We start from the raw sequence: 21,595 nt of genomic DNA, 5'->3' as shown, positions 1-21,595 counted from the left end.
TTCGCCGGGCTCACTCCGCCACGACCGTGAAGGGCACGCCCTCGCGGTCCGCGAGCACGGCCTCCCGTCGGCCGCCGGACCCCCGCGGCGGCGTGATGACGCGTCCGCCCTGTGCCGCCGCGATGCCGGCCGCCGCGTCGACGTCGGCCACCCGGAAGGCCGTGTGCCAGCGGTGCTGTCCCTCGAAGCCCGGCACCGCTCCCTCACCGAGGGTGGCGACCGGGCGCGAACCCGCACGCGCGCCGTCACGCACCACGATCCGTCCGCCGGTGTACTCCACCTGGCAGCTGTCGGCGCTCTCGCCCGCCCAGCCCAGCACGCCGCCGTAGAAGAGGGCCGCCGCGAAAATGTCACCCGTGTACAGCTCGATCCGCGCCACGGGGCCGTCGCCGACCGACCAGCGCCGGTCGACGGCCTGCTGCCGCAGCCCGAACACCTCGTCGTGGGGCCCGGCCGCCACGGCGACTCGTCCGGCCGCCGTGGTCAGGGGGCCGACCGCCACGGTGGCGCCGCGGTCCCTGAGCCGTCCCACCGCGCCGTCCAGGTCGTCGACGGCGAAGTGCGGCATCCAGCCCGCGTGGTCGCCGAGGTCGCAGGAAGCCTCGCTGATGGCCCCCACCGGCGTGCCGGCCCGCAGGGCCAGGGAACGTGTCCTGCCCGCCGCGCCGAGCAGCGGCACATGGCACCAGCCGAGCACGTTCCCGTAGAACTCCTCGGCGGCCCGCGCGTCACGCGCGGCATAGCTCAGCCAGCAGGGCGCACCGCGCGTACTCTCCGATGCGCGCGGCGCGGGAATGCTGGTCGTCCCGATGTCCGTCGTCACGGCGTGCTCTCCTCACCCGAGTTTCTGCGTCCCCTCGGTGGTTCCGCGGACTCAGGCCCCTGATACGGGACCTTCCTCACTCACCTACGGGACCAAAGTCACCAGAAACTACGCATAAGGAAAAAATAAGAGCACAATGGATGTGCGCGACATCCCGCCGCGCGGCCTGATCAGGCCTGCACGCACCAGAGGAGTCGAGTCTCATGGCCGACGTCTCACACAGGGGAGACATAGCCGCTCACCCTGACGTATCCGAAATGCGGGATCGGCACGCCCGCGTACTCCGTGGACAGAGCGTGGCGATGGTGGACGGGCCCGTGTTCCTCACGGGTCTCTTCTGTGCCATCTCCCCCTGGGTGGTCCACTTCACCGCGAGTCAGTCCGTCCTCACGACGCACAACCTCATCATGGGCATCGCGATCGCCCTGCTGGGTCTCGGTTTCACCTTCGCGCCCGCCAGGATGCTCGGCTTGAGCTGGGCCATGTGCGCCATGGGCGTCTGGATGATCGTGTCCCCGTGGGTCGTGGGTCAGAGTCCCGACAGGGGCGTCATCCTCACCAACGTCATCATCGGCGCCCTCACTCTCCTGCTGGGCCTCATGTGCGCCGGCGCGGCAGCAAAGGGAGGACGCAGGACCACCACGACCTGACGCGGCGAAGTCACGGTCCGGCTCCGGCACGGGAAGGCGGGCCGGAAACGGCGGCGACCCCCGGTTCGGCGGAGAACCGGGGGTCGCCGTCGGTCGTGCGGACGCCTCAGGCCGCGCGTCTCGCGCTCGCGCGGTGGCCGCGGATGATGTCGGCATAGCGCTGCCCGCTGCCCTTGACGGTGCGGACCTGCGTCTCGTAATCGACGTGCACCAGGCCGAACCGCTTGTCGTAGCCGTAGGCCCACTCGAAGTTGTCGAGCAGCGACCACGCGTAGTACCCGGCCAGGGGTGCTCCCTTGCGGGCGGCGCTCGCGCAGGCGGCAAGGTGCCGGACCAGGTAGTCGGTGCGCTCCGGGTCGTCGATCGTTCCGTCGGGGCGTACGACGTCGGGGTAGGACGAGCCGTTCTCGGTGACGTACAGCTTGCGTGCCCCGTACTCGTTCGTCAGGCGCAGCAGGAGTGTCTCGATGCCGCTCGCGTCGATCTCCCAGTCCATGCCGGTGCGGGGCACCCCTTCGCGGCGCACCTGGTGGGCGTAGGGCGCGGGGCCCGCGGGGTCGTCGCTGACCACGGCCGGGAAGTAGTAGTTCAGGCCCAGCCAGTCGAGCGGCTGCGCGATGGTCGCCAAGTCACCGGCGCGCTCCGGGAGTTCGACCCCGTAGACCTCACGCATGTCGGCGGGGAAACCGCGGCCGTGGACCGGGTCGAGCCACCAGCGGTTGGTGTGGCCGTCCACGCGGCGGGCGGCGGCGACGTCCTCGGGGCGGTCGCTCGCGGGCTCGACCGTGGAGAGGTTGTTGACGATGCCGATCTGCGCGCCGGGCGCTGCCGCGCGGATCGCCTGCGTGGCAAGGCCGTGCCCGAGCAGCAGGTGGTAGGAGGCTCGCACGGCGGCGGTCAGGTCGGTCAGGCCCGGTGCCATACGTCCTTCGAGGTGGCCGATCCAGGCCGAGCAGAGAGGCTCGTTGAGCGTGGCCCACTGGGTGACGCGGTCGCCGAAACGCTCGGCGGCGATGGCGGCGTACGCGGCGAAGTGCTCGGCCGTCGCCCGCTCGGGCCAGCCGCCGCGGTCCTGGAGCACCTGCGGCAGGTCCCAGTGGTAGAGGGTCACCGAGGGCGTGATGCCCGCGTCGAGCAGCCCGTCGATCAACTGGTCGTAGAAGTCAAGGCCCTTGGGGTTGGCGGGCCCGTCGCCGCCGGGCACGATGCGCGGCCAGGCGAGCGACAGCCGGTAGTCGGTGGTGCCCAGTTGCTTCATCAGCGCGATGTCCTCGCGCCAGCGGTGGTAGTGGTCACAGGCCACGTCACCGTGATCGTTGTTGTCGATCTTTCCGGGGGTGTGCGAGAAGGTGTCCCAGATCGAGGGGGAACGGCCGTCCTCGGTGACGGCCCCCTCGATCTGGTACGCCGATGTGGCCGTGCCCCACGCGAAATCGTGCGGAAGTGCGGCAAGGTCGATGAGCTCGGACACGGACGTCCTCTCAGACGGGTCAGACGGGGTGGCGGCAAGGGGCAGCCCGGCAGGGGGGTGGGTCACTTGACGGCTCCGGCGGTGAGGCCGGCGACCAGATAGCGCTGGAGCAGGAGGAAGCCCGCCACCACGGGAATGCTCACGACCAGCGACGCGGCCATGATCTGGTTCCAGTAGACGTCGTTCTGCGTGGAGTAGCCCTGCAGGCCGATGGCCAGCGTGCGGGTGGACTCGTTCGTCATGACGGAGGCGAAGAGCACTTCTCCCCAGGCGGTCATGAACGCGTAGACGGCGACCGCGACGATGCCGGGGATCGCGGCCGGCACGACGACCCTGAAGAGCGCGCCGATCGGCCCGCAGCCGTCGACGAGCGCGGCCTCGTCCAGATCACGCGGCACCGAGTCGAAGTACCCGATCAGCATCCAGATCGAGAAGGGCAGCGAGAAGGTCAGATACGTGAGGATGAGCCCGCCCCGCGAGCCGAACAGGGCGATCCCCGTGGCATTGCCGATGTTGACGTACATCAGGAACAGCGGCAGCAGGAACAGGATGCCGGGGAACATCTGGGTGGAAAGGACCGTCACCGTGAAGACCCGCTTGCCGCGGAACTGGTAGCGGCTGACGGCGTAGGCGGCGAAGACGGCGATCACCACCGAGCAGACGGTGGCCGCGCCCGCCACGATCAGCGAGTTCACGAAGTACTCCGCCAGCGGAACGGTCTTCCAGATGTCGATGTACGGGCGGATCGTGAGCCCGCTGGGCATCCAACGGAACTTGCCCGACACGTCCTCGAGGGGCTTGAGCGAGCTGGAGACCATGACGAACACGGGGAGAAGCACGAAGCCCGTGAGCAGCGTCAGGAAGATCCGCCGCGACCAGAGGAACGAGCGGGGTGCCGCCATCGGCGACCGGGGCTTCGCGGCCCCGCGCGGCCGCGCGGCCAGGCGCACGCTAGACATGGGCGGACTTCCTCTCGCGCGAAGTGATCCACAGATAGACGCCGGTCACCGCGAGCAGGAACAGGAGCAGCAGTACGGACATGGCGGAGCCGGTGCCGAAGTTCCAGGTGACGAACGAGGACTGGTAGATGTGGATCGAGATCAGGTCCGCGGCCTCGGGTGCCGACCTGCCGAACAGGACGTAGGGCGTGTTGAAGTCGTTGAACGTCCACAGGAACAGGACGAGCACGAGGACCTGGTTGACGGAGCGCAGGGACGGCAGCGTGATGCGGCGGATCTGCTGCCACATGCCCGCGCCGTCGAGCGCCGCGGCCTCGTACATATCCCGGGGAATGTTCTGCAGCCCGGCCATCATGATGAGGAAGGCGAACGGCCAGCCCTTCCACACCGACACGGTGAGCAGCGCGAAGAAGCTGTTGTCGCCGATGAGCCAGAACGGCGCGCTGTCGGTGAGGCCCAGCTGGTCGTGCAGGACGTGGTTGATCAGGCCGTTGTCACGCTGGAACATGAAGCCCCAGGTGATCACCGCGGCGTAGACGGGCAGGGCGTACGGGACGAGGAAGAGCGCCCTGAGGAGGCCACGGCCCTTGAACGTCTCCTGCAAGTAGATCGCCGCGGTCGTCCCGATGAGCCAGCACAGGCCCACGGAGAGCAGCGTGAAGGCGCAGGTGACGAGGAACGAGTGCAGCAGCGCCTCGCCCACCGGTGCGTCGAAGTCCACCGACACCTTGTAGTTGTCCAGGCCCGACCAGGGCGCGGCGCCCCAGTCGCGGATGAAGAACTGGGTGAGCTCCTTGAAGCTCATCACGATGCCGATGACGATCGGCAGCAGATGGACGAGGAGTTCGAGCAGCAGGGCGGGGAGCAGCAGGAGGTACGGCAGGCCGATGCGGCGCAGCCGGCCGGGGCGGCGGAGCCGCGGGGCCCGCCCCGTCTCCGGGGCGGTCGCGGGCGGCTCCTTGCCTCCTTGCACGATGGTCGCGGGGGTCCCGGTGGTCCCTGTGGTCCCAGTAGTCACAGTCGTGTCGCTCACTGCTCGGACATCTGCTGCTGAGCCTTGACCAGTTCGGCCTTCACCGACCCGGTGGTCACCTCACGCCCGGCCGCGGCGTTCGCGAAGAGGTTCTTGACGGCGGTGCCGACCGCGGTCTCGAACTGCGATTCGTTGGGCACCTGGGGCAGCGGCGCGGCGCTCTTGGCGAGCGTGTCGCGCAGGACCTTCAGTTCGGGGCGATCGAAGGCGGCGTCCTCCTGTGCGGCCTTGACGGGCGGCACGGAGCCGTAGGACTTGCAGAGGATCTTCTGCTCCGCGTCGCTCGTCATGAACTTCACGAACTTCAGCGAGCCGTCGATGTTCTTGGTGTTCTTGAAGACGGCCATGTTGATGCCGGCGACCATCGAGTTGGTGGCCTTGCCCTGGCCCGGAGCGCCGGACTGGACCGGCACGGGGGCCACGCCCCAGTCGTCCTCGCTCATGCCCTGCGACTTGAAGGTGGTGGCCGCGGCCTGCCACAGGACCATCGCCGTCTTGCCCTTGGAGAAGTCGCTCAGGGACTGGTTCTGCGCGTACTCGGCGTTGCCGGGGGCGATGATCTTGTCCTTCGCCATCATGTCGACGTACTGCTTCACGGCCGCGACCGCGCCGTCGGATGTGAAGTCGGGCTTGCCGTCCTCGGTGAAGAAGTCGGCGCCGTGCTGTTTGCCGAGGGCGAAGACCTGGTGGATGTTGTTGGAGAGGTTCGCGCCCTCCGCGCCCAGGGCCCACTTGCCGCCCTTGGAGATCTTCTTGCCGTCCGCGATCATCTCGTCCCAGGTGGCGGGCGGCTTGTCGATGCCTGCCTCCTCGAACATCTTTTTGTTGTAGTAGAGGGCGTACGCCATGGAGTACAGCGGGACGGCGGCCGGGTCCTTGTCCGGCGCCCCCGCCGAGCCGAGCGCGGACTCCACGAAGCGGTCCTTGCCGCCGATCTTGGCGAAGTTCTTCTCGTCCCAGGGCAGCAGGGCCCCGCTGGCCTGCAGTGACGCGCTCCAGGTGTTGCCGATGTTCAGGACGTCGGGGCCCTGGCCCGATGTCGTCGCGGTCAGGATGCGGTTGAGCAGCTCCGACCAGGGGATGACCTCGAGCTTTACCTTGATGCCCGTCTGCTTCTCGAACTTGGCCAGTTCGGGCTTGAGGATCTTCTTGTCCGCCTCGATGTTGGGTCCTTGGTTCGACGCCCAGTAGGTCAGCGTCTTCGGCGAGTCGTTGGACCCCTCGCCGCCCGTCGTCGAACCGCCGCCGCAGGCGGACGCGGTGAGGGCGAGCGAGAGTGTGGCGGCGCCGACGGCGGCGGCTCGGAATCTGCGCATGGCTCCAGGTGTCCCTTCCGGAGACGAAGGCATGGGTCGGATGGCTCAGCGCCGGCTGGAGGCAGCGCCGCGTTCAACTCCTGAATGACCTCATGACTTAATTTAGGACGTGAGTTAAACCGGCGGGGAAGATACCGTCAAGGGGTCGCACAGGACCAACTTCGAGGCAGAGCAGGCCGGAAGGAACTACATGGCTGGGCAGCGCAACGGGCGTACGGTGCACGACCTGCGGCGGGAGAACCGCGCCGCCGTACTGCAACGGCTGTATTTCGAGGGGCCGATGAGCCGCTTCACGCTCGGGCCCGCCACCGGGCTGAGTTCAGGTTCCATCAGCAACGTCGTGGCGGAGCTGGTGACGGAGGGGTGGGTGGAGGAGGCGGGCAGCGTGGAGTCCGACGGCGGACGCCCGCGTACGCTCCTGCGGGTCGCGCCGGGCCGTGGCCAGCTGATCGGTGTGGACGTCGGCGAGACCCGCGTACGCGTCGAACTCTTCGATCTCTCGCTGTCCGAACTGGCCCGCGCAGAAAGGCCGTTGACGCACAAGGCGCATGACGTCGACGACATCGCGGAGCACATCCGCGACGGGATCGGCGAGGTGCTCGCCACGGCGGGCGCCACGGCCGAAGGGCTCCTCGGCGTCGGAATCGGCGTGCCCGGAATCGTCGCGCACGACGCCGATCTCGGGGCGGTCGTCCACGGGCAGACCATCGGCTGGGACGCCGTACCGCTCGAATCACTGCTCCGTGAGAGGGTCCAACTCCCCGCCGCCGTACCGTACTTCATCGACAACGGCGCCAAAACCCTCGGGCAGGCGGAGATGTGGTTCGGTGCCGGACGCGGGACGCGCAACGCCGTGGTGGTCCTCTTCGGCTCGGGTGTCGGCGCCTGCGTGGTCACCGAGGACGTGGAGCAGGGCCGCGCCGTCGAGTGGGGGCACCTGACCGTACGGGTACAGGGCAGACAGTGCCGGTGCGGCGCCCTCGGCTGCCTGGAGGCGTACGCCGGGGCGGAGGCGCTGCTCGAACGGTGGCAGGAGGCGGGCGGGCGCCCGCCGGGCGGCACGGACGAGGAGAGCGCGCTCACCGCCATGCTCGACGCCGCCTACCCGGAGGCCGTCGGCACGGCCGACCCGACGGCCCTGCTGGTCCTGGAGGAGACCGCCGAGTACCTGGGCGCGGGCCTCTCCGACCTCATCAACCTCTTCCAGCCGGAGCGGATCCTCGTCGGCGGCTGGGCCGGGCTCCAGCTCGGGCAGCGCTTCCTGACCGCGGTGAAGCGCTACATCCCCACGTACGCCCTCTCCTACCCGGCAGAACGCGTCACCATCGGCCTGGGCCGCCTCGGCCCGGACGCGGTGACCGTCGGCGCGGCGACGCTGCCGCTCGCCGACTTCTTCGCGCGGGGCGGGCGGCGCGCCGCGCCGGTCCGCGAGACCGAACCGCCCGGTTGGCAGACCGCGTTGAAGGGGCGCCAGCCGTCCTAGGGGCGCACGTTCTCGGTGCGCGGGCGCCGCTCGGCGGTGGCGGCCTGCCCGAGCAGGGTCACGGCCTCCCTCGACGGTGAGCCGGGCTCGGTGACGACGAGCACCAGGTGCTGGTCCACCGCGCCGGGCAGGCTGAGGCTCTGCTGGGTGACGGTGAGGGTGCCGACGAGGGGGTGGCGCATCTCGTAGCCGGCCGCATCGCAGGGGTGCACCCCGTGACCGGCCCACATGGCGGCGAACTCGTCGCTCTTGACGGTCAGTTCGCCGATGAGCGAGGTCAGCAGCGTGTCGTCGGGGTGGCGTCCGGCGACCATCCGCAGGTTCTCGACGACGGCCTTGGCCTTCGACTCCCAGTCGGCGTACAGCGCGCGGGTGTGGGGGTCCAGGAACAGCATCCGGGCGAGGTTGGGGCGCTCCGCCGCCCGCTCGGGGCTGTCCGGGCTCAGGTGCGACGCGAACAGCGCGTGGCCGAGCCGGTTCCAGGCCAGTACGTCGGCACGACGTCCGCTGACCAGCGCAGGAACGCTGTCCAGAGTGCTCAGCAAGTGGAGCGTGGTGGCCCCCACGTGCTCGGGCCGCGATCGGCGTGCCCGGCTGCGCCTCCGGCCGGCGTCGGCGAGGTCGTGCAGATGTGCGCGCTCCGCGTCGTCGAGGCCGAGGGCCCCGGCGACGGCGTCCAGGATCTCCGGGGACGCACCCACCGACTGCCCCTGCTCCAGCCTCGTGTAGTACGAGGCGCTGACACCGGCGAGCAGCGCGAGCTCCTCCCTGCGCAGGCCCGCAACCCGCCGCCGGTCGCCGTAGTCCTTCAGGCCCACGTCCGCCGGACGCAGCCGGGAGCGCCGCGCGTACAAGAAGTCGCCGAGCCGGCCTCTTTCACTCATGCCCCCAGTCTGCACCGGGCCGCCGGCGCCAGCCTGACCCTGTGCGGGGTAGGCAGCGGCGGGTCTGGCTGACCTGCGCGGACACCGGCGACGGTAGTGATCCGAAGCAAGCCCGCCCAGCCCCGGAGACCCGCATGGAACCGACCCCGACCGAACTCGCCCCGGCACAGATCGAACTCGGCGACGTCAGCGTCACCCGCGTCAAGGAGTACTACGGCCCCGTCGGCATGACGCCCGGCCAATTCCTCCCCACCGCCCCGGAGGACGCCTGGCGCGACAGCACCGCCTGGCACGCCCCCGACTTCCTCGACCCGCGGACCAACATCGTCAACTCCGCGGTCCAGAGCTGGCTGCTGCGCAGCGAGGGGAAGACCATCCTCGTCGACACGGGCGTCGGCAACCACAAGGAGCGCCCGTACTCCCCGGTCTGGAGCCACCTGCGCACCGGCTTCCTGGCCGAGCTCGCGCGGGCGGGCGTCGCCCCCGAGGACGTCGACATCGTGATCAACACGCATCTGCACGTCGACCACGTCGGCTGGAACACCCGCCTGGACGGCAGGCAGTGGGTCCCCACCTTCCCCAACGCCACCTATCTGCTGCCCAAGGACGACTACGACTTCTGGAACCCGGAGAACGGCCACGAGCCCCTGCTCGGCCGCGGCAACCAGAACGTCTTCGAGGACAGCGTCGCCCCCGTGCACCGCGCGGGCCAGGTGCGGCTGTGGGAAGGGGGCCACCGGATCGACGGCAACCTGCGTCTCGACGCGGCTCCGGGGCACACGCCCGGCTCCTGCGTCCTCACCCTCGTCAGCGGCACGGACCGCGCGGTCTTCGTCGGCGATCTGCTGCACAGCCCCGTCCAGCTCGTCGACCCGGACCACAACAGCTGCTTCTGCGAGGATCCCGCCGGCGCCCGCGCCACCCGCCGGCGCATCCTCGGCTGGGCCGCCGACCACAACGCGCTCGTCGTCCCCGCGCACCTCGGCGGCCACGGCGCCGCCGAGGTCGAACGCTCGGGCAGCGCGTTCGCCGTCAAGGGCTGGGCCCCCTTCACGCCGTACGCGCACGAAGAGGCGGCCGAGGCACAGGAGGCGCGGGCATGACCACCGCGCACCGCACCGTGATCACGACAGCGCAGGGCGCGGTCGCCGGCGCCCGGCACGAGGACGTCACCGTCTTCCGCGGCATCCCCTACGCCGCGCCACCGGCCCGCACCGGACGCTTCGCCGCGCCCCGCCAGCACGCCCCGTGGCAGGACATCCGGGACGCGACCGCGCCGGGGCCGACCGCCCCGCAGTCCGAACGGAACCTCGGCGCCCTCGACATGTCGCCCTACTTCGGGCCCGGTTGGCTGCCGGGGCAGGACTACCTCACCGTCGACATATGGACCCCCGACCGCCCTGACCGCCCCGGACACCGGAGCCGGGAGAGCGGGAACGCCCTGCCGGTCATGGTCTTCGTGCACGGCGGAGGCTTCGTGGCGGGATCGACCCGGGCGAGCCTGTACGACGGCACCGCCTTCGCGCGAAGCGGCGTCGTCCTGGTGACCGTGCAGTACCGCCTCGGGATCAGCGGTTTCCTCGACCTGCCCGGAGCGCCGCGCAACCGTGGTCTCCTCGACATCCTGGCCGCCCTGCGCTGGGTCCGGGAGAACATCGCCGCGTTCGGCGGGGACCCCGGCCGGGTCACACTCTTCGGGCAGTCCGCCGGCGCCACCCTCACCGGCGCCGTCATCGCCGCGCCGCAGAGCAGGGGCCTCGTGCGGCGCGCCATTGTGCAGAGCGGCAGCGGCCTGGGCGCCTTCACGCCCGAACAGGCCACCCGGGTGACGCGGGCGGCGGCGTCGGCCCTGGGCATCGCGCCCCACGCCGGCGCCTTCGCCGCCGTCCCCGACGCCCGCCTGGTCGAGGCCACGGCCGAGCTCGGCGGGATCGACCTGCGGACCACGACCGCCTACGACCCGCTGATCGGGCTCAGCCCCTTCAGCGTGGTCGCGGACCGCCAGCCCGCCGATGCCGTCGCCACCGGGCACGGCAGCGACGGCATCGATCTCCTCATCGGCACCAACGCCGAAGAGGGCAACCTCTACCTCGTCCCTTCCGGCGCCTACGCCACCTCGTCACCGGCCGACGTCCGGGCGGCGGCCGAACGCTCCCACCCCGAACCGGACCTGCTCGCCGACGCCTACCGCACGGCGTATCCCGGAGCCTCACCCGCGCGGCTGCGCTCCGCCGTCATGGGCGACGCGCTGTTCGGTGCGGGCAGCTGGGCCCTGGCCGACGCACACGCCGAGCGGTCCTCCGGCGCCACGTACAGCTACCTCTTCGACTGGCGCTCCCGCGCCTTCGACGGCCTGCTCGGCGCCACCCACACGATGGAGCTCCCCTTCGTCTTCGGCCTCGACCCGGCCCGGCTGAGCGGTGACAAGTCCCTGCTCGGCCCGGAAAGCCCGCCCCCCGACCTGGCTCCCCGCATGCACGCAGCCTGGATCAGCTTCGCCCGCGACGGCGACCCCGGCTGGACTCCGTACGACACCCGGCGCCGGATCACCTCGGTCATCGGGCGGCGCTGGGCGGAGCACGAGGACCTGCGGGGCGGCATACGGCGCGCCTGGAAACGGTGAGTCGCAGACCCCCCGCGGGTCGGGTCGCGAACCCTCGCGGGTCGGGTCGCGGCGTGTCCCTGCCGAAGAGACGGTATGCACTCATCGCTCGGCCGGGCCGCCGCCCTCCTCTTCCCCGACGCCGAGGGGCAGCACGGCGTACTGCCTCCGCTGCTCGTCGCTTTGACCTTCGTCACGGGACTCGTCGATGCCGTCAGCTATCTCGGCCTCGACCGCGTCTTCGTCGCCAACATGACCGGCAATGTGGTCTTCCTGGGCTTCGCGCTCGCGGGCGACGTACAGCTGTCCGCGACGGCGTCACTTCTCGCGGCCGGCTCGTTCGTGGCCGGCGCATGGCTCGGCGGGCGGATCGCGCCTCGGGTCGAGCGGCCGCTGCGGCTGTTCGCGCTCCTCGTCGGGGCGCATGCCGTGCTGGTGGCGGCGGCTCTGGTGCTCGACGTCGTTGCCGACGTCAGGGACGTACTGATCGTGCTGCTCGCGCTCGGCATGGGGTTGCAGAACGCCGTGGTCGGCAAACTCGCCGTGCCCGATCTGAACACCACCGTCCTCACGCGTACCCTGACCGGCCTGGCCGCCGACCGCTTCGGTCCGGCGTCGGTGCGCAGGTTCGTGTCGGTCGCCGCGATGTTCGCCGGCGCCCTCGCGGGCGGGCTGCTGCAACTGCGGCACGGCACGGTCGCCGCGCTGGCGCCCGCGCTCCTGCTCCTTGCGCTCGTCGCGCTGACGGCTCTGCTGCCCGGCGCGGCAGAGCCGCGTACGAGCTGAGCGCCTACCGTGCGCCTTCGACGTACCGGGCGAGGTTCGCCAGCGCCATCCGCGTCCCCGTCTCGTTGTCGGCGGCGGGCACGCTGTCGGGGATGCCTTCGTGCACGATGCGGACGTCGGTTCCTCCGCCGGCCGCGTCGGTGAGCGTGGTCGTCATCGTCATCGTGCCGCCGAGGCCGGGATCCGCGGTCTCGAAGGCGAGCACCTCGACCACCCGCTCGTCCGGCACGAGTTCGGCGAAGTGGCCGCTGTACGTGTCGGTGTGCGAGGCCGACTTGCCGGTGCCGGTCGGCTCGTCGTAGGTGAGCGAGACGCGGAACCGACCGCCTTCGCGGGCATCGAAGGTGTGCACCCGGCTGCTCATGCCGTCCGGCACACGCCAGCGGGCGATCGCCTCCGCGTTCAGCAGCGCCCGGTAGACGGCCGTACGCGGGGCGTCGACATGACCGGACACCTCGGTGGAATACATGGGCACCAATCTAGGTCCCCACCGGTCACCGGACGGCGGCATCGTCCTCGACCGGCAGCTGCTTTCCCAGCCGGGCCAGCGGGGAGAGCGCCATGAACAGCGGGGACAGCGCCAGACAGACGGCCGTCAGGAGCAGACTCGTGCGCAGTCCCAGCACCCCGGCCAGGAAGCCGCCGAGCAGCGAACCGACCGGTGTCAGGCCCATGCCGACGCAGTTGATGGTCGCGACGACCCGCCCCTGCATCCGGACGGGGGTGACGGCCTGGCGTACGGCCATGGCCGTGACGTTGACCAGCTGGCTGAAGACGCCGAAGACGAAGTTGACGGCCATGAGCGCGGCGAGGGTGACGGTGGTGGAACCGTGCAGTGCCGGTACGCAGAGCAGCACACCGTCGGCGAGCACCGCCGAGACCACGAGCACCCTGCCGTAACCGAGCCTGCCCGGCAGCCTCGCCGCGAGCAGGGAGCCCATCACCGCGCCCGGCCCCATGGCGGCAAGGGCCAGACCGACCGCCAGGCCCGACAGGTGCAGTTCGCGGGGCAGGAAGAGCAGGTAGACGGTCATCACGGCCGCGAAGGAGAACTGGAAGAGGGCCGATGCGATGCCCACGGCCCGCAGCGACGGGTTGCCGACGACCAGGTGGAGGCCTTCCCGGATCTGACGCCGCATGCGAGGCGGCCGTTCGGCTGTCTCCGCCTCCCCGTCCTGCGGCAACGTCTCGCGACGGCGGATGCGGCGGATCGACACGAAGGACAGCGCGAAGAAGAGGGCGCTGACCGCGGTGGCGAGGGGCGCGGAGAACACCGACACCATCGCGCCGCCGAGCGCGGGCCCACCGATCTGCGCCGCCGACCGGCTGCCCTCCAGCGCGCTGTTGCCGGCCAGGAGCCGGTCGCGCTCCACAAGGCGTACCAGGGAGGCCTGGTAGGCCACGTCGAAGAACACGCTCAGGACGCCGACGAGGAAGGCGACGGCGAGCAGTGTCGGTGTCCCGAGCACGCCGAGCAGGTACGCGAGCGGAACCGCGGCCAGTGCCAGAGCGCGCCCGAGATCCGCGACGACCATGACGTCGCGGGAGCGCCTGCGGTCCACCCACGCGCCGGCGAAGAGCGAGAAGAGCAGGATCGGCGCCTGCTCCACCGCCCGTAAGGCGCCGAGCTGACCGGCGCCGACGTCCAGGGCGAGCACGGCGACGAGCGGCAGGGTCACCTGGCAGGCCTGCGCCCCGAGTTGGGAGGCGGTCTGCCCCAGCCAGAGCCTGCGGAAGTCGGCGTCGCGCCACAGACTCGGCCCGGGGCGTGGGGTAGCAGAAGGGGGAGCAGTACGGGAAGCCGTACGAGAAACGGCACGGGAAACGCCGCGGAAGGCGAACGGCACAGGGACCCCTTGAGGCAGGAAAAGGTTCGCCGTGCCGCATCTCAGGGGCAGCACGCGATGACAGGTCGATGGCGACCTATGGCGTCAGCGCGTGCTCAGTGACCGGGCATCTCGATTTCTGCTCCTTAAGACCACGGGGATCGCGGGGATCACGTGGTGTCGGCAGGCTAGCCTCCCGGCCGCCCGCCACGAAAGCGCTTTACCGCCCCCGGAAGGGGGCGGTAGGGCTCCATCCTGCTCGGACTCCGCCGGTGCCTGCCGTGCGGCACGAGAAGTACGTGCCGCGCGTCTGTGCCGTACATCGCCTGGCCGCAGCGGGGCGCAGTCCGGTACGAGCGTCAGGCAGCGGCGGGCGCGGCCTGCTCGGTGAGGCGGGTGACGACCTCGGTGAGGCCCTGGACGACCTCGGTGTCGTCGGCCGGGTGGGTCTCGGCGAAGCGCGTCAGGGATGCGGGGATGGACAGCTTGACGTCCTCCAGGACCGCGCCGCCCGCGAGGCCCGCGGCCTTGCGGGCCTCGTCCTGCGCCCACACGCCGCCGTACTGGCCGAACGCGGTGCCGACGACGGCGACCGGCTTGCCGGAGATCGCACCGGCGCCGAACGGGCGGGACAGCCAGTCGATCGCGTTCTTGAGGACGGCGGGCATGGTGCCGTTGTACTCGGGCGAGAAGAGGAGGAAGGCGTCGGCGCTGCCGGCCGCCTCGCGCAGGCGGGCCGCGGCGGCGGGCAGGTCGGCCTCGTTGTCGATGTCCTCGTTGTAGAAGGGCACGTCCGCAAGACCCTCGAACAGGTCGACCTCGACACCGGAGGGCGCGTGCTTGGCCGCGGCCTCGGCGAGCTGGCGGTTGTGGGAGCCGGCGCGGAGGCTGCCGACGAGAGCGAGGATGCGTACTGACATGGCGAAACTCCAGATGACGGTGCGGACGTGCTCACGTAAGGGGGTACGAAAAAGATACGAATCAAGCGGACCGGGGTCCGTTTAAAGTTGTACCACCTATTCGGACCGCGGTCCACTTAGCTTCTCGCAGCGCTACGCTGGACCCATGACCGGCTCCGTTACCCCGCCCCTCCCCTCCTCGCCCGGCACGCCGGGCGGGGCGACTGAGCTCGCCCTCTCCCCGGTCGGCGAGCCGCCGCCCCTCAGGGCCGACGCGGCACGCAACCGCACCCGGCTCCTCGAGGCGGCCTCGCAGCTGATGGCCGGGTGCGGAGCCGCGCAGCTGACCATGGACGCGGTGGCCGCGGCGGCCGGAGTCGGCAAAGGAACCGTGTTCCGGCGCTTCGGCGACCGCACCGGACTCCTCGTCGCCCTGCTCGACCACCGCGAGCAGCAGCTCCAGGCCGCCTTCCTCACCGGCCCGGCCCCGCTGGGCCCGGACGCCCCGCCCCTGGAGCGCCTGCACGCGTTCGGCCCCGCCCTCGTCCGCCACGAGCGCGACCACCACGAACTGATCCTGTCCTCGCGGACCGACCCCCTGCGCACCTATGACGTCCCGGCGAACCGACTGCGCCTCACGCACGTCACGATGCTGCTGCGTCAGGCGGGCGTCGCGGGCGACGCCGAACTCCTCGCGCACACCCTGCTCGGCTCCGTCGACAGCGTGCTCGTCCATCACCTGATCGTCGAGCGCGGCATGCCGCTCGACCGTGTGCTTGCCGGGTGGCACGACCTCGTCACGCGTCTGGTGACGCGGCCCTCCTCAGCGACCTGATCCCGATCCCCTGTTCCGCCGCCGCGTACAGGGCGCGCGGTGCCCCCGTGGCCAGGGCCCAGTGAGCCGCGTCTCGTACTCCTCGAAATAGCTGCGCTGCAACCGGGGCGGGCGGTAGCCCTCGACGAACAGGAGACGCAGACCCCCGGGCAGCAGCGTCTGGGCGTGCAGGAGGCGGGCCAGGACGCCTTCGCGCGGGCTCATCGGGAGACCATCGCCGGTGACGGCCGGGCATTCCGCACCGCCCCCGCGCTCCGGCGCCGAGCACCGGCTACACGCCGATCGCGCCGTCTATCCGCTCGCGGAGCAGGTCGGCGTGGCCGTTGTGCCGGGCGTACTCCTCGACCATGTGCATGAGCACCCAGCGCAGCGACACCGGTCCGCGCCACCCGTCGTGGCCCTCGACGTCGAGGTCGGGGGCCTCGGAGACGAAGCGGTCGGCGAAGGCGACCTCGGCACGCCAGGCCTCCCACGCCGCGGCGATCACGGACGGTTCGGGCACGGCGCCGTCGAAGTCGTCGTCGGGGTGCGTGTCCGAGCCGAAGAGGAGCGGCACGTCCTGACCGGCGAGCACCCGCCGGAACCAGCGGCGCTCCACGTCGGCGAGGTGGCGCACCAGGCCGAGCAGCGAGAGGGTCGACGGCGGCACGGACCGCCGGGCCAACTCGGTCTCCAGGCCCGCGCACTTCAGCACGAGTGTGGTGCGCTGAGCCCCGAGGAAGCCGAGCAGCATGGGCCGTTCGTCTCCGGTGGTCCATGCGTCGAGCCGGTCGTCCCGCTCTTCGTCCACGAACAGTTCCGCTCGCCTGCGTCCGCTGGTCATGGCCGTCATCCAACCCCGAAGTCCGCGTGCGGGTCCGGCGATTGTCAACGGCCGGGGCGGATCATGCCGTCCTCGCCCGTCGCGAGGAACTGCGTCGCCGCCAGCTCCCCGTACAGCGGATCGGCCGCGACCAGCTCCTCGTGGGTGCCGGAGGCGCGGACCCGGCCCGCGTCCATCACCACGATCCGGTCGGCCAGCGTCACCGTCGAGAGGCGGTGTGCCACCACGAGGACCGTCACCTCCCTGGAGACCTCGGCGACGACATCGCGCAAGGCCAGTTCGTTCACGGCGTCGAGCTGCGAGGTCGCCTCGTCCAGAAGCAGGAGGCGCGGCTTGCGCAGCAGCGCCCTGGCGATCGCCACGCGCTGGCGTTCGCCGCCGGACAGTTGCGAGCCGCGGTGTCCCACCAGCGTCTGCAGACCGTCCGGCAGCCGTTCGACCAGGGCGTCGAGACGGGCCCGCACAAGAACCTCCCGGATCTCCTCGTCCGTCGCGCCGGGCGCTCCGAAAAGAAGGTTCTCGCGCAGGGTGCCGGCGAGGACGGGCGCGTCCTGCTCCACGTAGCCGATGGCGGAGCGCAGTTGGGCCAGCGGCCACTCGTGCACGCCACGTCCGTCGACCAGGACGCGACCGCCCGTCGCGTCGTAGAAGCGCTCGATGAGGCCGAAGAGAGTGGTCTTGCCCGCGCCCGACGGTCCGACGAAGGCGGTCATGCCGGGGCCGGGAATGTCGAAGCTCACGCCGTGATGGACGTACGGAAGGCCCTCGCGGTAGCGGAAGGTCACGTCCTCGAAGCGGACGGCGGCGGGACCCTGCCGCCCGGCCTGCTCCGCGGACCCGGCGACATCCTCCGTCTCCAGGCGTTCGGCCCGTACGATCCGCGCGATGGCCGCCGAGCCGACCTGGTACTGCGAGACGCCCTCGACGAGCCGGGAGACCGGGTCGATCAGATAGAAGAGAAACAGCAGGAACGCCACGAGCGTCGAGACCGATATCGCGCCGGAGGCGACCCGCGCACCGCCGATGCCGAGCACGGCGAGGAACGACACCTGCACGGCGAAGCCCACCGAACTCCAGGCCACCGCCTGCCATTTGGCGGAACGCACGCCGTGCCGCCACGCCTCCCGCGCCGCGGCCTGCACGGTGGCCGTCTCGCGCTCCTCGGCACCCGAGGCCTTGAGCGTGCGGAACGCGCCGAACGCGCGCTCCAGGGCGGTCGAGATCGTGCCGACCGCCTCCTGGGCCCGCTCCGTCGCCTTCGCGATCTTCGGCATCACCAGGGCCACCGCGCCTCCGATGAGCACGATCACGCCGAGAGTGACGCCGAGCAGGACGACGTCCATCAGGCCCATCATCACGATCGTCGCGATGAAGCTGAGCCCGCCGGCGACCGCGGACACGACGGACTGGGTGGTGACCGCGCGCAGCAGGGTCGTGTCCGAGGTGATGCGGGACATCAGGTCGCCGGGCTGGGTGCGCTCCACCTCCGGCAGGCGCAGCCGCAGAAGCCGCCCGATGAGGGTGCGTCGGGCCGCGAGCACCACGGATTCGGCGGTGCGTTCGAGGACGTACGCGCCGACGGACTCGATGGCGGTGCCGAGCACGACGAGCGCGGTGAGCAGGAGGATGATCCCGCCGATCGACTCGTCGCTGCCGAGCCGGTCCACCAGGGCTTTGGCGGCGAGCGGCTGGGCGAGGCCGGTCGCCGCGCCGATCAGCGTGCACAGGGCGCCGAGTGCTACGGCAGCGCGGTGCGGACGGAAGTAGCGGTAGAGCGCCCGCCAGGTCTCACCCGCCGACAGCCTCTCCCGTACCGGTCTCTCGTGGGCCTGCTGCTCCGGTTCGTTCTTGGTCACGTCAGACAGGACGCCGGTGGGGGCCGGTCTGCCTGAGCGGACGCAGATCGAACGACGGCTGACCAGTGACGGGGCCGTCCGAACCCCCTGATGGCCCCTCACTTCTTACGCAGCTAGGGTCAAAAAGGTGAAAAAACATACATTCATCTGATTCGTTTATCTTCCTGCGGTCTACACATGTTTTCGACCAGGAAGTGAATGAACGGAGTGAGTATGCGCTCGGTCGGCCGGAGGCACGCGCTGAGCCTCGGACTCGCGGTGGCGGCGGGCGCGGGTCTTGCCGGGTGCGGTGCGACGGGAGGGCGAAGCGGGGACGCGGCCTCCTCCTCGCCGTCCGGGCCGGGGCGGGGACAGGGGCGTGACACGGACAGCGGCCGGCACGGCGCGCAGAAACAGCCTCCGGAGAAGCCGATCGGCGACGGCTCGACGGCGTATTCGGGCAAGCAGCCGAAACAGCCCGACACCCCCGTCCCCCTGGAGCCGGGCGAGACGCCCCCGCAGTTCGTGGTCTTCTCCTGGGACGGCGCCGGCGAGGTCGGCAACGGCCTCTTCCCGCGCTTCCTGAAGCTCGCCGAGGACCACGACGCCCGGATGACGTTCTTCCTCTCCGGGCTCTACCTCCTGCCCGAGTCGAAGAAGCGGCTGTACCAGCCGCCGAACAACGCGGTCGGCGCGTCCGACATCGGCTATCTCACCGACGACCACATCAAGGAGACACTGGGGTACGTCCGTCAGGCCTGGCTCGAAGGCCATGAGATCGGCACGCACTTCAACGGACACTTCTGCACCGGCACCGGAAGCGTCGCCCACTGGACGCCCGCGCAATGGCAGAGCGAAATCGACCAGGCCGCCTCCTTCGTGCAGCAATGGCGCACGAATACCGGCTGGACCGATCTGCCGTCGCTGCCCTTCGACTACGACAAGGAACTCGTCGGCGGCCGCACCCCCTGCCTCCTCGGCCAGCGCAATCTGCTGCCCGTGGCCCGTGAACGCGGCTGGCGTTACGACTCCTCGTCACCCGGCGGATTGCAGCGGTGGCCGGAGAAACGCCTCGGGGTGTGGGACCTGCCGCTTCAGCAGATCCCGTTCCCCGGACACCGCTTCGAGGTCCTGTCCATGGATTACAACGTCCTGGCCAACCAGTCGAAGAATTCGACGCGGGCGCCCTCCTACAACTATCCCGGCTGGCGCACCCAGGCGACCCAGTCGTATCTCGCCGGTTTCCGGCGCGCGTACGAGACCAACCGCGCTCCCTTCTTCATCGGCAACCACTTCGAGGACTGGAACGGCGGCATCTATATGGACGCCGTCGAGGAAGCCCTCAAGAGGATGTCCGGGAAAGAGGACGTACGGCTCGTCTCCTTCCGGCAGTTCGTCGACTGGCTCGACGTCCAGGACCCGGCCGTTCTGGCCAGGCTGCGCCGGCTCGAAGTGGGACAGCGCCCCGACGGCGGCTGGCGCGGCTTTCTCGGCAAGTCGACCAAGCGACACATCAACAGAGAGACGGAGACAGGAAGTTGAGCGTGAACCGGTTGAAGCTGAAGTACACCTCGGTGAAGTACGTGTCGGTGGCGGGCATCGCGGCCCTGGCCGTACTGACGGGCCCCGCGGCGGCCGGTGCCGGCGCCGTGAGCCCCTCGTCCCCCGCGCCCGGCACCACCGCCTTCGGAGCCGCCGCGCCCGGAGCCGCCGCTGCCGCGGCCCCGCGTCCCACTCTCACGGCGAAGTCCACCGCGCGCACCGTGCGCGCGTGGCAGAACTTCCGCATCTACGGAGTCGGCCGCCACATGCGGGCGGGCACGCGCGTCACGCTGCAGCAGAAGCAGGGCAAGTGGTGGGTGTCGTTGCCCGCCTCGGTCTACACGGCGCGCTCCGGGGCGTACAACATGCGGGTCAAGCTGGGCTGGAAGGGGCGCAACTCGCTGCGCATCGTCGGTGGCCGCGCCATCTCGCCGGTCCTGCGGGTGACGGTCCGCTGAACCGTCCGCCGAACCGGTAGGACCGCGACCGCCTACCCGGTGCCGCGCCTGCCGAGACCGGTCCGGGGCGCGAGCGCCAGGACACCGACCTTCCCGGTGTGACGGTTGGCCTGGACGAGGCGGGCGGCTTCGGCCACGTCCTGGAGGTCGTACGTCACCGACAGGGCGGACCGGAGGTGGCCGAGATCCAGGAGCCGGGCCACGGCGGCCTGCTCCTGGAGGTTGGCCCCGTGGCTGCCGATGACGCGCTTGAGCCGCATCCAGAGATAGCGGTTGTCGAACTCGTGGAGGTAGCCGGTGCTCGATCCGCAGGTGACCACGGTGCCGCCGCGGCGCACCACGAAGACGGACACCCCGAAGGTCGCCCGGCCCACGTGCTCGAACACGATGTGCGGGTCCTCTCCCACCGCCGCGCGGATCCGCTTGCCGAGCTTCTTGCCGACCGCCGCCGGATCGGCCGGGGCGTCGCCGGTCAGGCCGATCTCGGCGCGGTTGATCACCGCGTGGCAGCCGAAGGCGCGGGCACGCTCCGCCTTCTCCTCGCTGCCGACCACCCCGACCGCGATGCCGCCGCCGTTGCGCACGAGCTGCGCGGCGTACGCGCCGAGACCGCCCGCCGCGCCCCAGATCAGCACGATGTCGCCCTGCGTCATGCGCGCGCCGCGGTCGCTGATCAGCATCCGGTAGGCGGTGCCCGCGCAGAGCGGATTGGCGGCTGCCTCCTCCCAGGTCAGCTTGTCCGCCTTGGGCAGGAGCTGGCTGGCGCGGGCCACGCAGTAGTGCGCGAGGCCGCCGAAGTTCGTCTCGAAGCCCCACGCCAGCTGGGAGTCGCCGAGCATGCCGTCGGCGTGGGTCGCCGGTTCCTCGTCGTCGACGTAGGCCGGGCTGACCACGACCTCGTCACCGACGGCCCAGCGGCGCACCCCGGCCCCGGTGCGGACGACGACGCCGGCCGCGTCCGAACCGACCACGTGATACGGCTGGTCGTGCCGCTCGGCCCAGCCGCCTTTCGCACCGAAATGCCGCAGAAAAGCGAAGGTCGATATCGGCTCGAACATCGCGGACCACACGGTGTTGTAATTTATCCCGCTCGCCATGACGGCCACCAGGACTTCGTCCGGGGCGAGTTCCGGCATCGGGACCGCTCCCACATGGAGCGTTTTCCGGACATCTTTGTCGGCCACGCCCGTGAAACTCTCCACGTCCTCCCTCCGCAGATGCGCGGCGGTGAATTCGGCGGGTAAGGGAAGTCGGCGCAGTTCGTCCGCGCCGGCTCCCGCGACGACTGCCTCTGCGAGCACATCCATGGCGTTCGTTCCTCCTTTTCGGTTCGGATTCGTTCGGCGCGGATATACGTTCCTTGCGAATCC

General features: G+C 70.7%; 20 protein-coding genes and 1 pseudogene. 8 read left to right on the top strand and 13 right to left on the bottom strand.

The genetic code is table 11. From position 1 onward, the window contains the following. Positions 1–10: 10 nt before the first annotated feature. Positions 11–823, bottom strand: coding sequence for a VOC family protein (locus IE226_RS15440; protein WP_190081762.1), 813 nt, complete (start codon positions 821–823; stop codon positions 11–13). A gap of 203 nt (positions 824–1,026) precedes the next feature. On the opposite strand from IE226_RS15440, the gene IE226_RS15435 reads away from it, so the two are divergent. Beyond that, on the top strand, positions 1,027–1,473 hold the full coding sequence (locus IE226_RS15435) for an SPW repeat protein (RefSeq protein WP_190081761.1): 447 nt from the start codon (positions 1,027–1,029) through the stop codon (positions 1,471–1,473). Between the two features lie 106 nt (positions 1,474–1,579). On the opposite strand, the gene IE226_RS15430 is transcribed toward IE226_RS15435, so the two are convergent. The 4 genes from IE226_RS15430 to IE226_RS15415 all read right to left on the bottom strand — a co-directional run bounded on the left by IE226_RS15430 (position 1,580) and on the right by IE226_RS15415 (position 6,252). Then, a complete protein-coding gene (locus tag IE226_RS15430; RefSeq protein WP_190081760.1) occupies positions 1,580–2,944 on the bottom strand; it encodes a GH1 family beta-glucosidase in 1,365 nt (454 codons plus the stop codon). A 62-nt stretch (positions 2,945–3,006) separates the two neighbouring features. Beyond that, positions 3,007–3,903, bottom strand: a complete 897-nt coding sequence (locus IE226_RS15425) for a carbohydrate ABC transporter permease (RefSeq protein WP_190081759.1) — start codon at positions 3,901–3,903, stop codon at positions 3,007–3,009. Next, on the bottom strand, positions 3,896–4,876 hold the full coding sequence (locus tag IE226_RS15420) for a carbohydrate ABC transporter permease (RefSeq protein WP_229871025.1): 981 nt from the start codon (positions 4,874–4,876) through the stop codon (positions 3,896–3,898). Before IE226_RS15420 ends, IE226_RS15425 begins: the two co-directional genes overlap by 8 nt. Before the next feature lie 56 nt (positions 4,877–4,932). Further along, entirely contained in the window at positions 4,933–6,252 is a 1,320-nt protein-coding gene (locus IE226_RS15415; RefSeq protein WP_190081758.1) for an ABC transporter substrate-binding protein, read from the bottom strand. Between the two features lie 190 nt (positions 6,253–6,442). Between IE226_RS15415 and IE226_RS15410 the strand changes: the two genes are divergently transcribed. Beyond that, a complete protein-coding gene (locus IE226_RS15410; RefSeq protein WP_190081757.1) occupies positions 6,443–7,735 on the top strand; it encodes an ROK family transcriptional regulator in 1,293 nt (430 codons plus the stop codon). On the opposite strand, the gene IE226_RS15405 is transcribed toward IE226_RS15410, so the two are convergent. Then, on the bottom strand, positions 7,732–8,619 hold the full coding sequence (locus tag IE226_RS15405) for a helix-turn-helix transcriptional regulator (protein WP_190081756.1): 888 nt from the start codon (positions 8,617–8,619) through the stop codon (positions 7,732–7,734). The genes IE226_RS15410 and IE226_RS15405 overlap by 4 nt on opposite strands. 134 nt (positions 8,620–8,753) lie before the next feature. On the opposite strand from IE226_RS15405, the gene IE226_RS15400 reads away from it, so the two are divergent. The 3 genes from IE226_RS15400 (at position 8,754) to IE226_RS15390 (ending at position 12,007) form a co-directional block, all read left to right on the top strand. Continuing rightward, positions 8,754–9,722, top strand: a complete 969-nt coding sequence (locus tag IE226_RS15400) for an MBL fold metallo-hydrolase (RefSeq protein WP_190081755.1) — start codon at positions 8,754–8,756, stop codon at positions 9,720–9,722. Then, positions 9,719–11,242: a carboxylesterase/lipase family protein gene (locus IE226_RS15395; RefSeq protein WP_190081754.1), complete on the top strand. Its 1,524-nt coding sequence runs from the start codon at positions 9,719–9,721 to the stop codon at positions 11,240–11,242. The genes IE226_RS15400 and IE226_RS15395 overlap by 4 nt, the downstream gene beginning before the upstream one ends. Before the next feature lie 75 nt (positions 11,243–11,317). Beyond that, the gene (locus tag IE226_RS15390; RefSeq protein ID WP_190081753.1) at positions 11,318–12,007 is read left to right on the top strand and encodes a YoaK family protein; all 690 of its coding nucleotides are present in this window, start codon (positions 11,318–11,320) and stop codon (positions 12,005–12,007) included. Positions 12,008–12,011: 4 nt separating this feature from the next. Here the strand turns inward: IE226_RS15390 and IE226_RS15385 are convergent, their stop codons facing one another. The 3 genes from IE226_RS15385 to IE226_RS15375 form a co-directional block, all read right to left on the bottom strand. Beyond that, on the bottom strand, positions 12,012–12,476 hold the full coding sequence (locus IE226_RS15385; protein WP_190081752.1) for an SRPBCC domain-containing protein: 465 nt from the start codon (positions 12,474–12,476) through the stop codon (positions 12,012–12,014). Between the two features lie 25 nt (positions 12,477–12,501). Continuing rightward, positions 12,502–13,761, bottom strand: a complete 1,260-nt coding sequence (locus IE226_RS15380) for an MFS transporter (RefSeq protein ID WP_190081853.1) — start codon at positions 13,759–13,761, stop codon at positions 12,502–12,504. 431 nt (positions 13,762–14,192) lie between these two features. After that, a complete protein-coding gene (locus IE226_RS15375) occupies positions 14,193–14,753 on the bottom strand; it encodes an NAD(P)H-dependent oxidoreductase (protein WP_190081751.1) in 561 nt (186 codons plus the stop codon). 145 nt (positions 14,754–14,898) lie between these two features. On the opposite strand from IE226_RS15375, the gene IE226_RS15370 reads away from it, so the two are divergent. Beyond that, positions 14,899–15,567, top strand: a complete 669-nt coding sequence (locus IE226_RS15370) for a TetR/AcrR family transcriptional regulator (protein ID WP_190081750.1) — start codon at positions 14,899–14,901, stop codon at positions 15,565–15,567. A gap of 48 nt (positions 15,568–15,615) precedes the next feature. Here the strand turns inward: IE226_RS15370 and IE226_RS15365 are convergent. From IE226_RS15365 to IE226_RS15355, 3 genes and pseudogenes are all read right to left on the bottom strand, one after another. Beyond that, positions 15,616–15,762 (bottom strand): annotated as a pseudogene (locus IE226_RS15365) (M15 family metallopeptidase); the annotation flags it as partial. A gap of 76 nt (positions 15,763–15,838) precedes the next feature. Then, positions 15,839–16,390, bottom strand: coding sequence for a DinB family protein (locus IE226_RS15360; protein WP_190081749.1), 552 nt, complete (start codon positions 16,388–16,390; stop codon positions 15,839–15,841). Between the two features lie 44 nt (positions 16,391–16,434). Next, positions 16,435–18,246, bottom strand: a complete 1,812-nt coding sequence (locus IE226_RS15355) for an ABC transporter ATP-binding protein (RefSeq protein ID WP_229870978.1) — start codon at positions 18,244–18,246, stop codon at positions 16,435–16,437. A 213-nt stretch (positions 18,247–18,459) separates the two neighbouring features. Here IE226_RS15355 and IE226_RS15350 point away from each other — a divergent pair, with 213 nt between their 5' ends. Together IE226_RS15350 and IE226_RS15345 are read left to right on the top strand one after the other, a co-directional pair. Continuing rightward, positions 18,460–19,767: a polysaccharide deacetylase family protein gene (locus tag IE226_RS15350; protein ID WP_190081851.1), complete on the top strand. Its 1,308-nt coding sequence runs from the start codon at positions 18,460–18,462 to the stop codon at positions 19,765–19,767. Between the two features lie 2 nt (positions 19,768–19,769). Next, complete coding sequence (locus tag IE226_RS15345; RefSeq protein ID WP_229870976.1) at positions 19,770–20,225, top strand: hypothetical protein; 456 nt, start codon at positions 19,770–19,772, stop codon at positions 20,223–20,225. A gap of 32 nt (positions 20,226–20,257) precedes the next feature. Here the strand turns inward: IE226_RS15345 and ccrA are convergent, their stop codons facing one another. Then, positions 20,258–21,532 (bottom strand): crotonyl-CoA carboxylase/reductase, encoded by a 1,275-nt coding sequence (gene ccrA, locus IE226_RS15340; protein WP_190081747.1) that lies wholly within the window; start codon positions 21,530–21,532, stop codon positions 20,258–20,260. Positions 21,533–21,595: the final 63 nt, after the last annotated feature.

Origin of the sequence: Streptomyces longisporoflavus (assembly GCF_014649775.1) — a bacterium.
GTDB classification, from domain to species: Bacteria; Actinomycetota; Actinomycetes; order Streptomycetales; family Streptomycetaceae; genus Streptomyces; species Streptomyces longisporoflavus.
The sequence above is the reverse complement of the archived record's forward strand: the minus strand, read 5'-3'. Positions and strand labels throughout refer to the sequence as shown.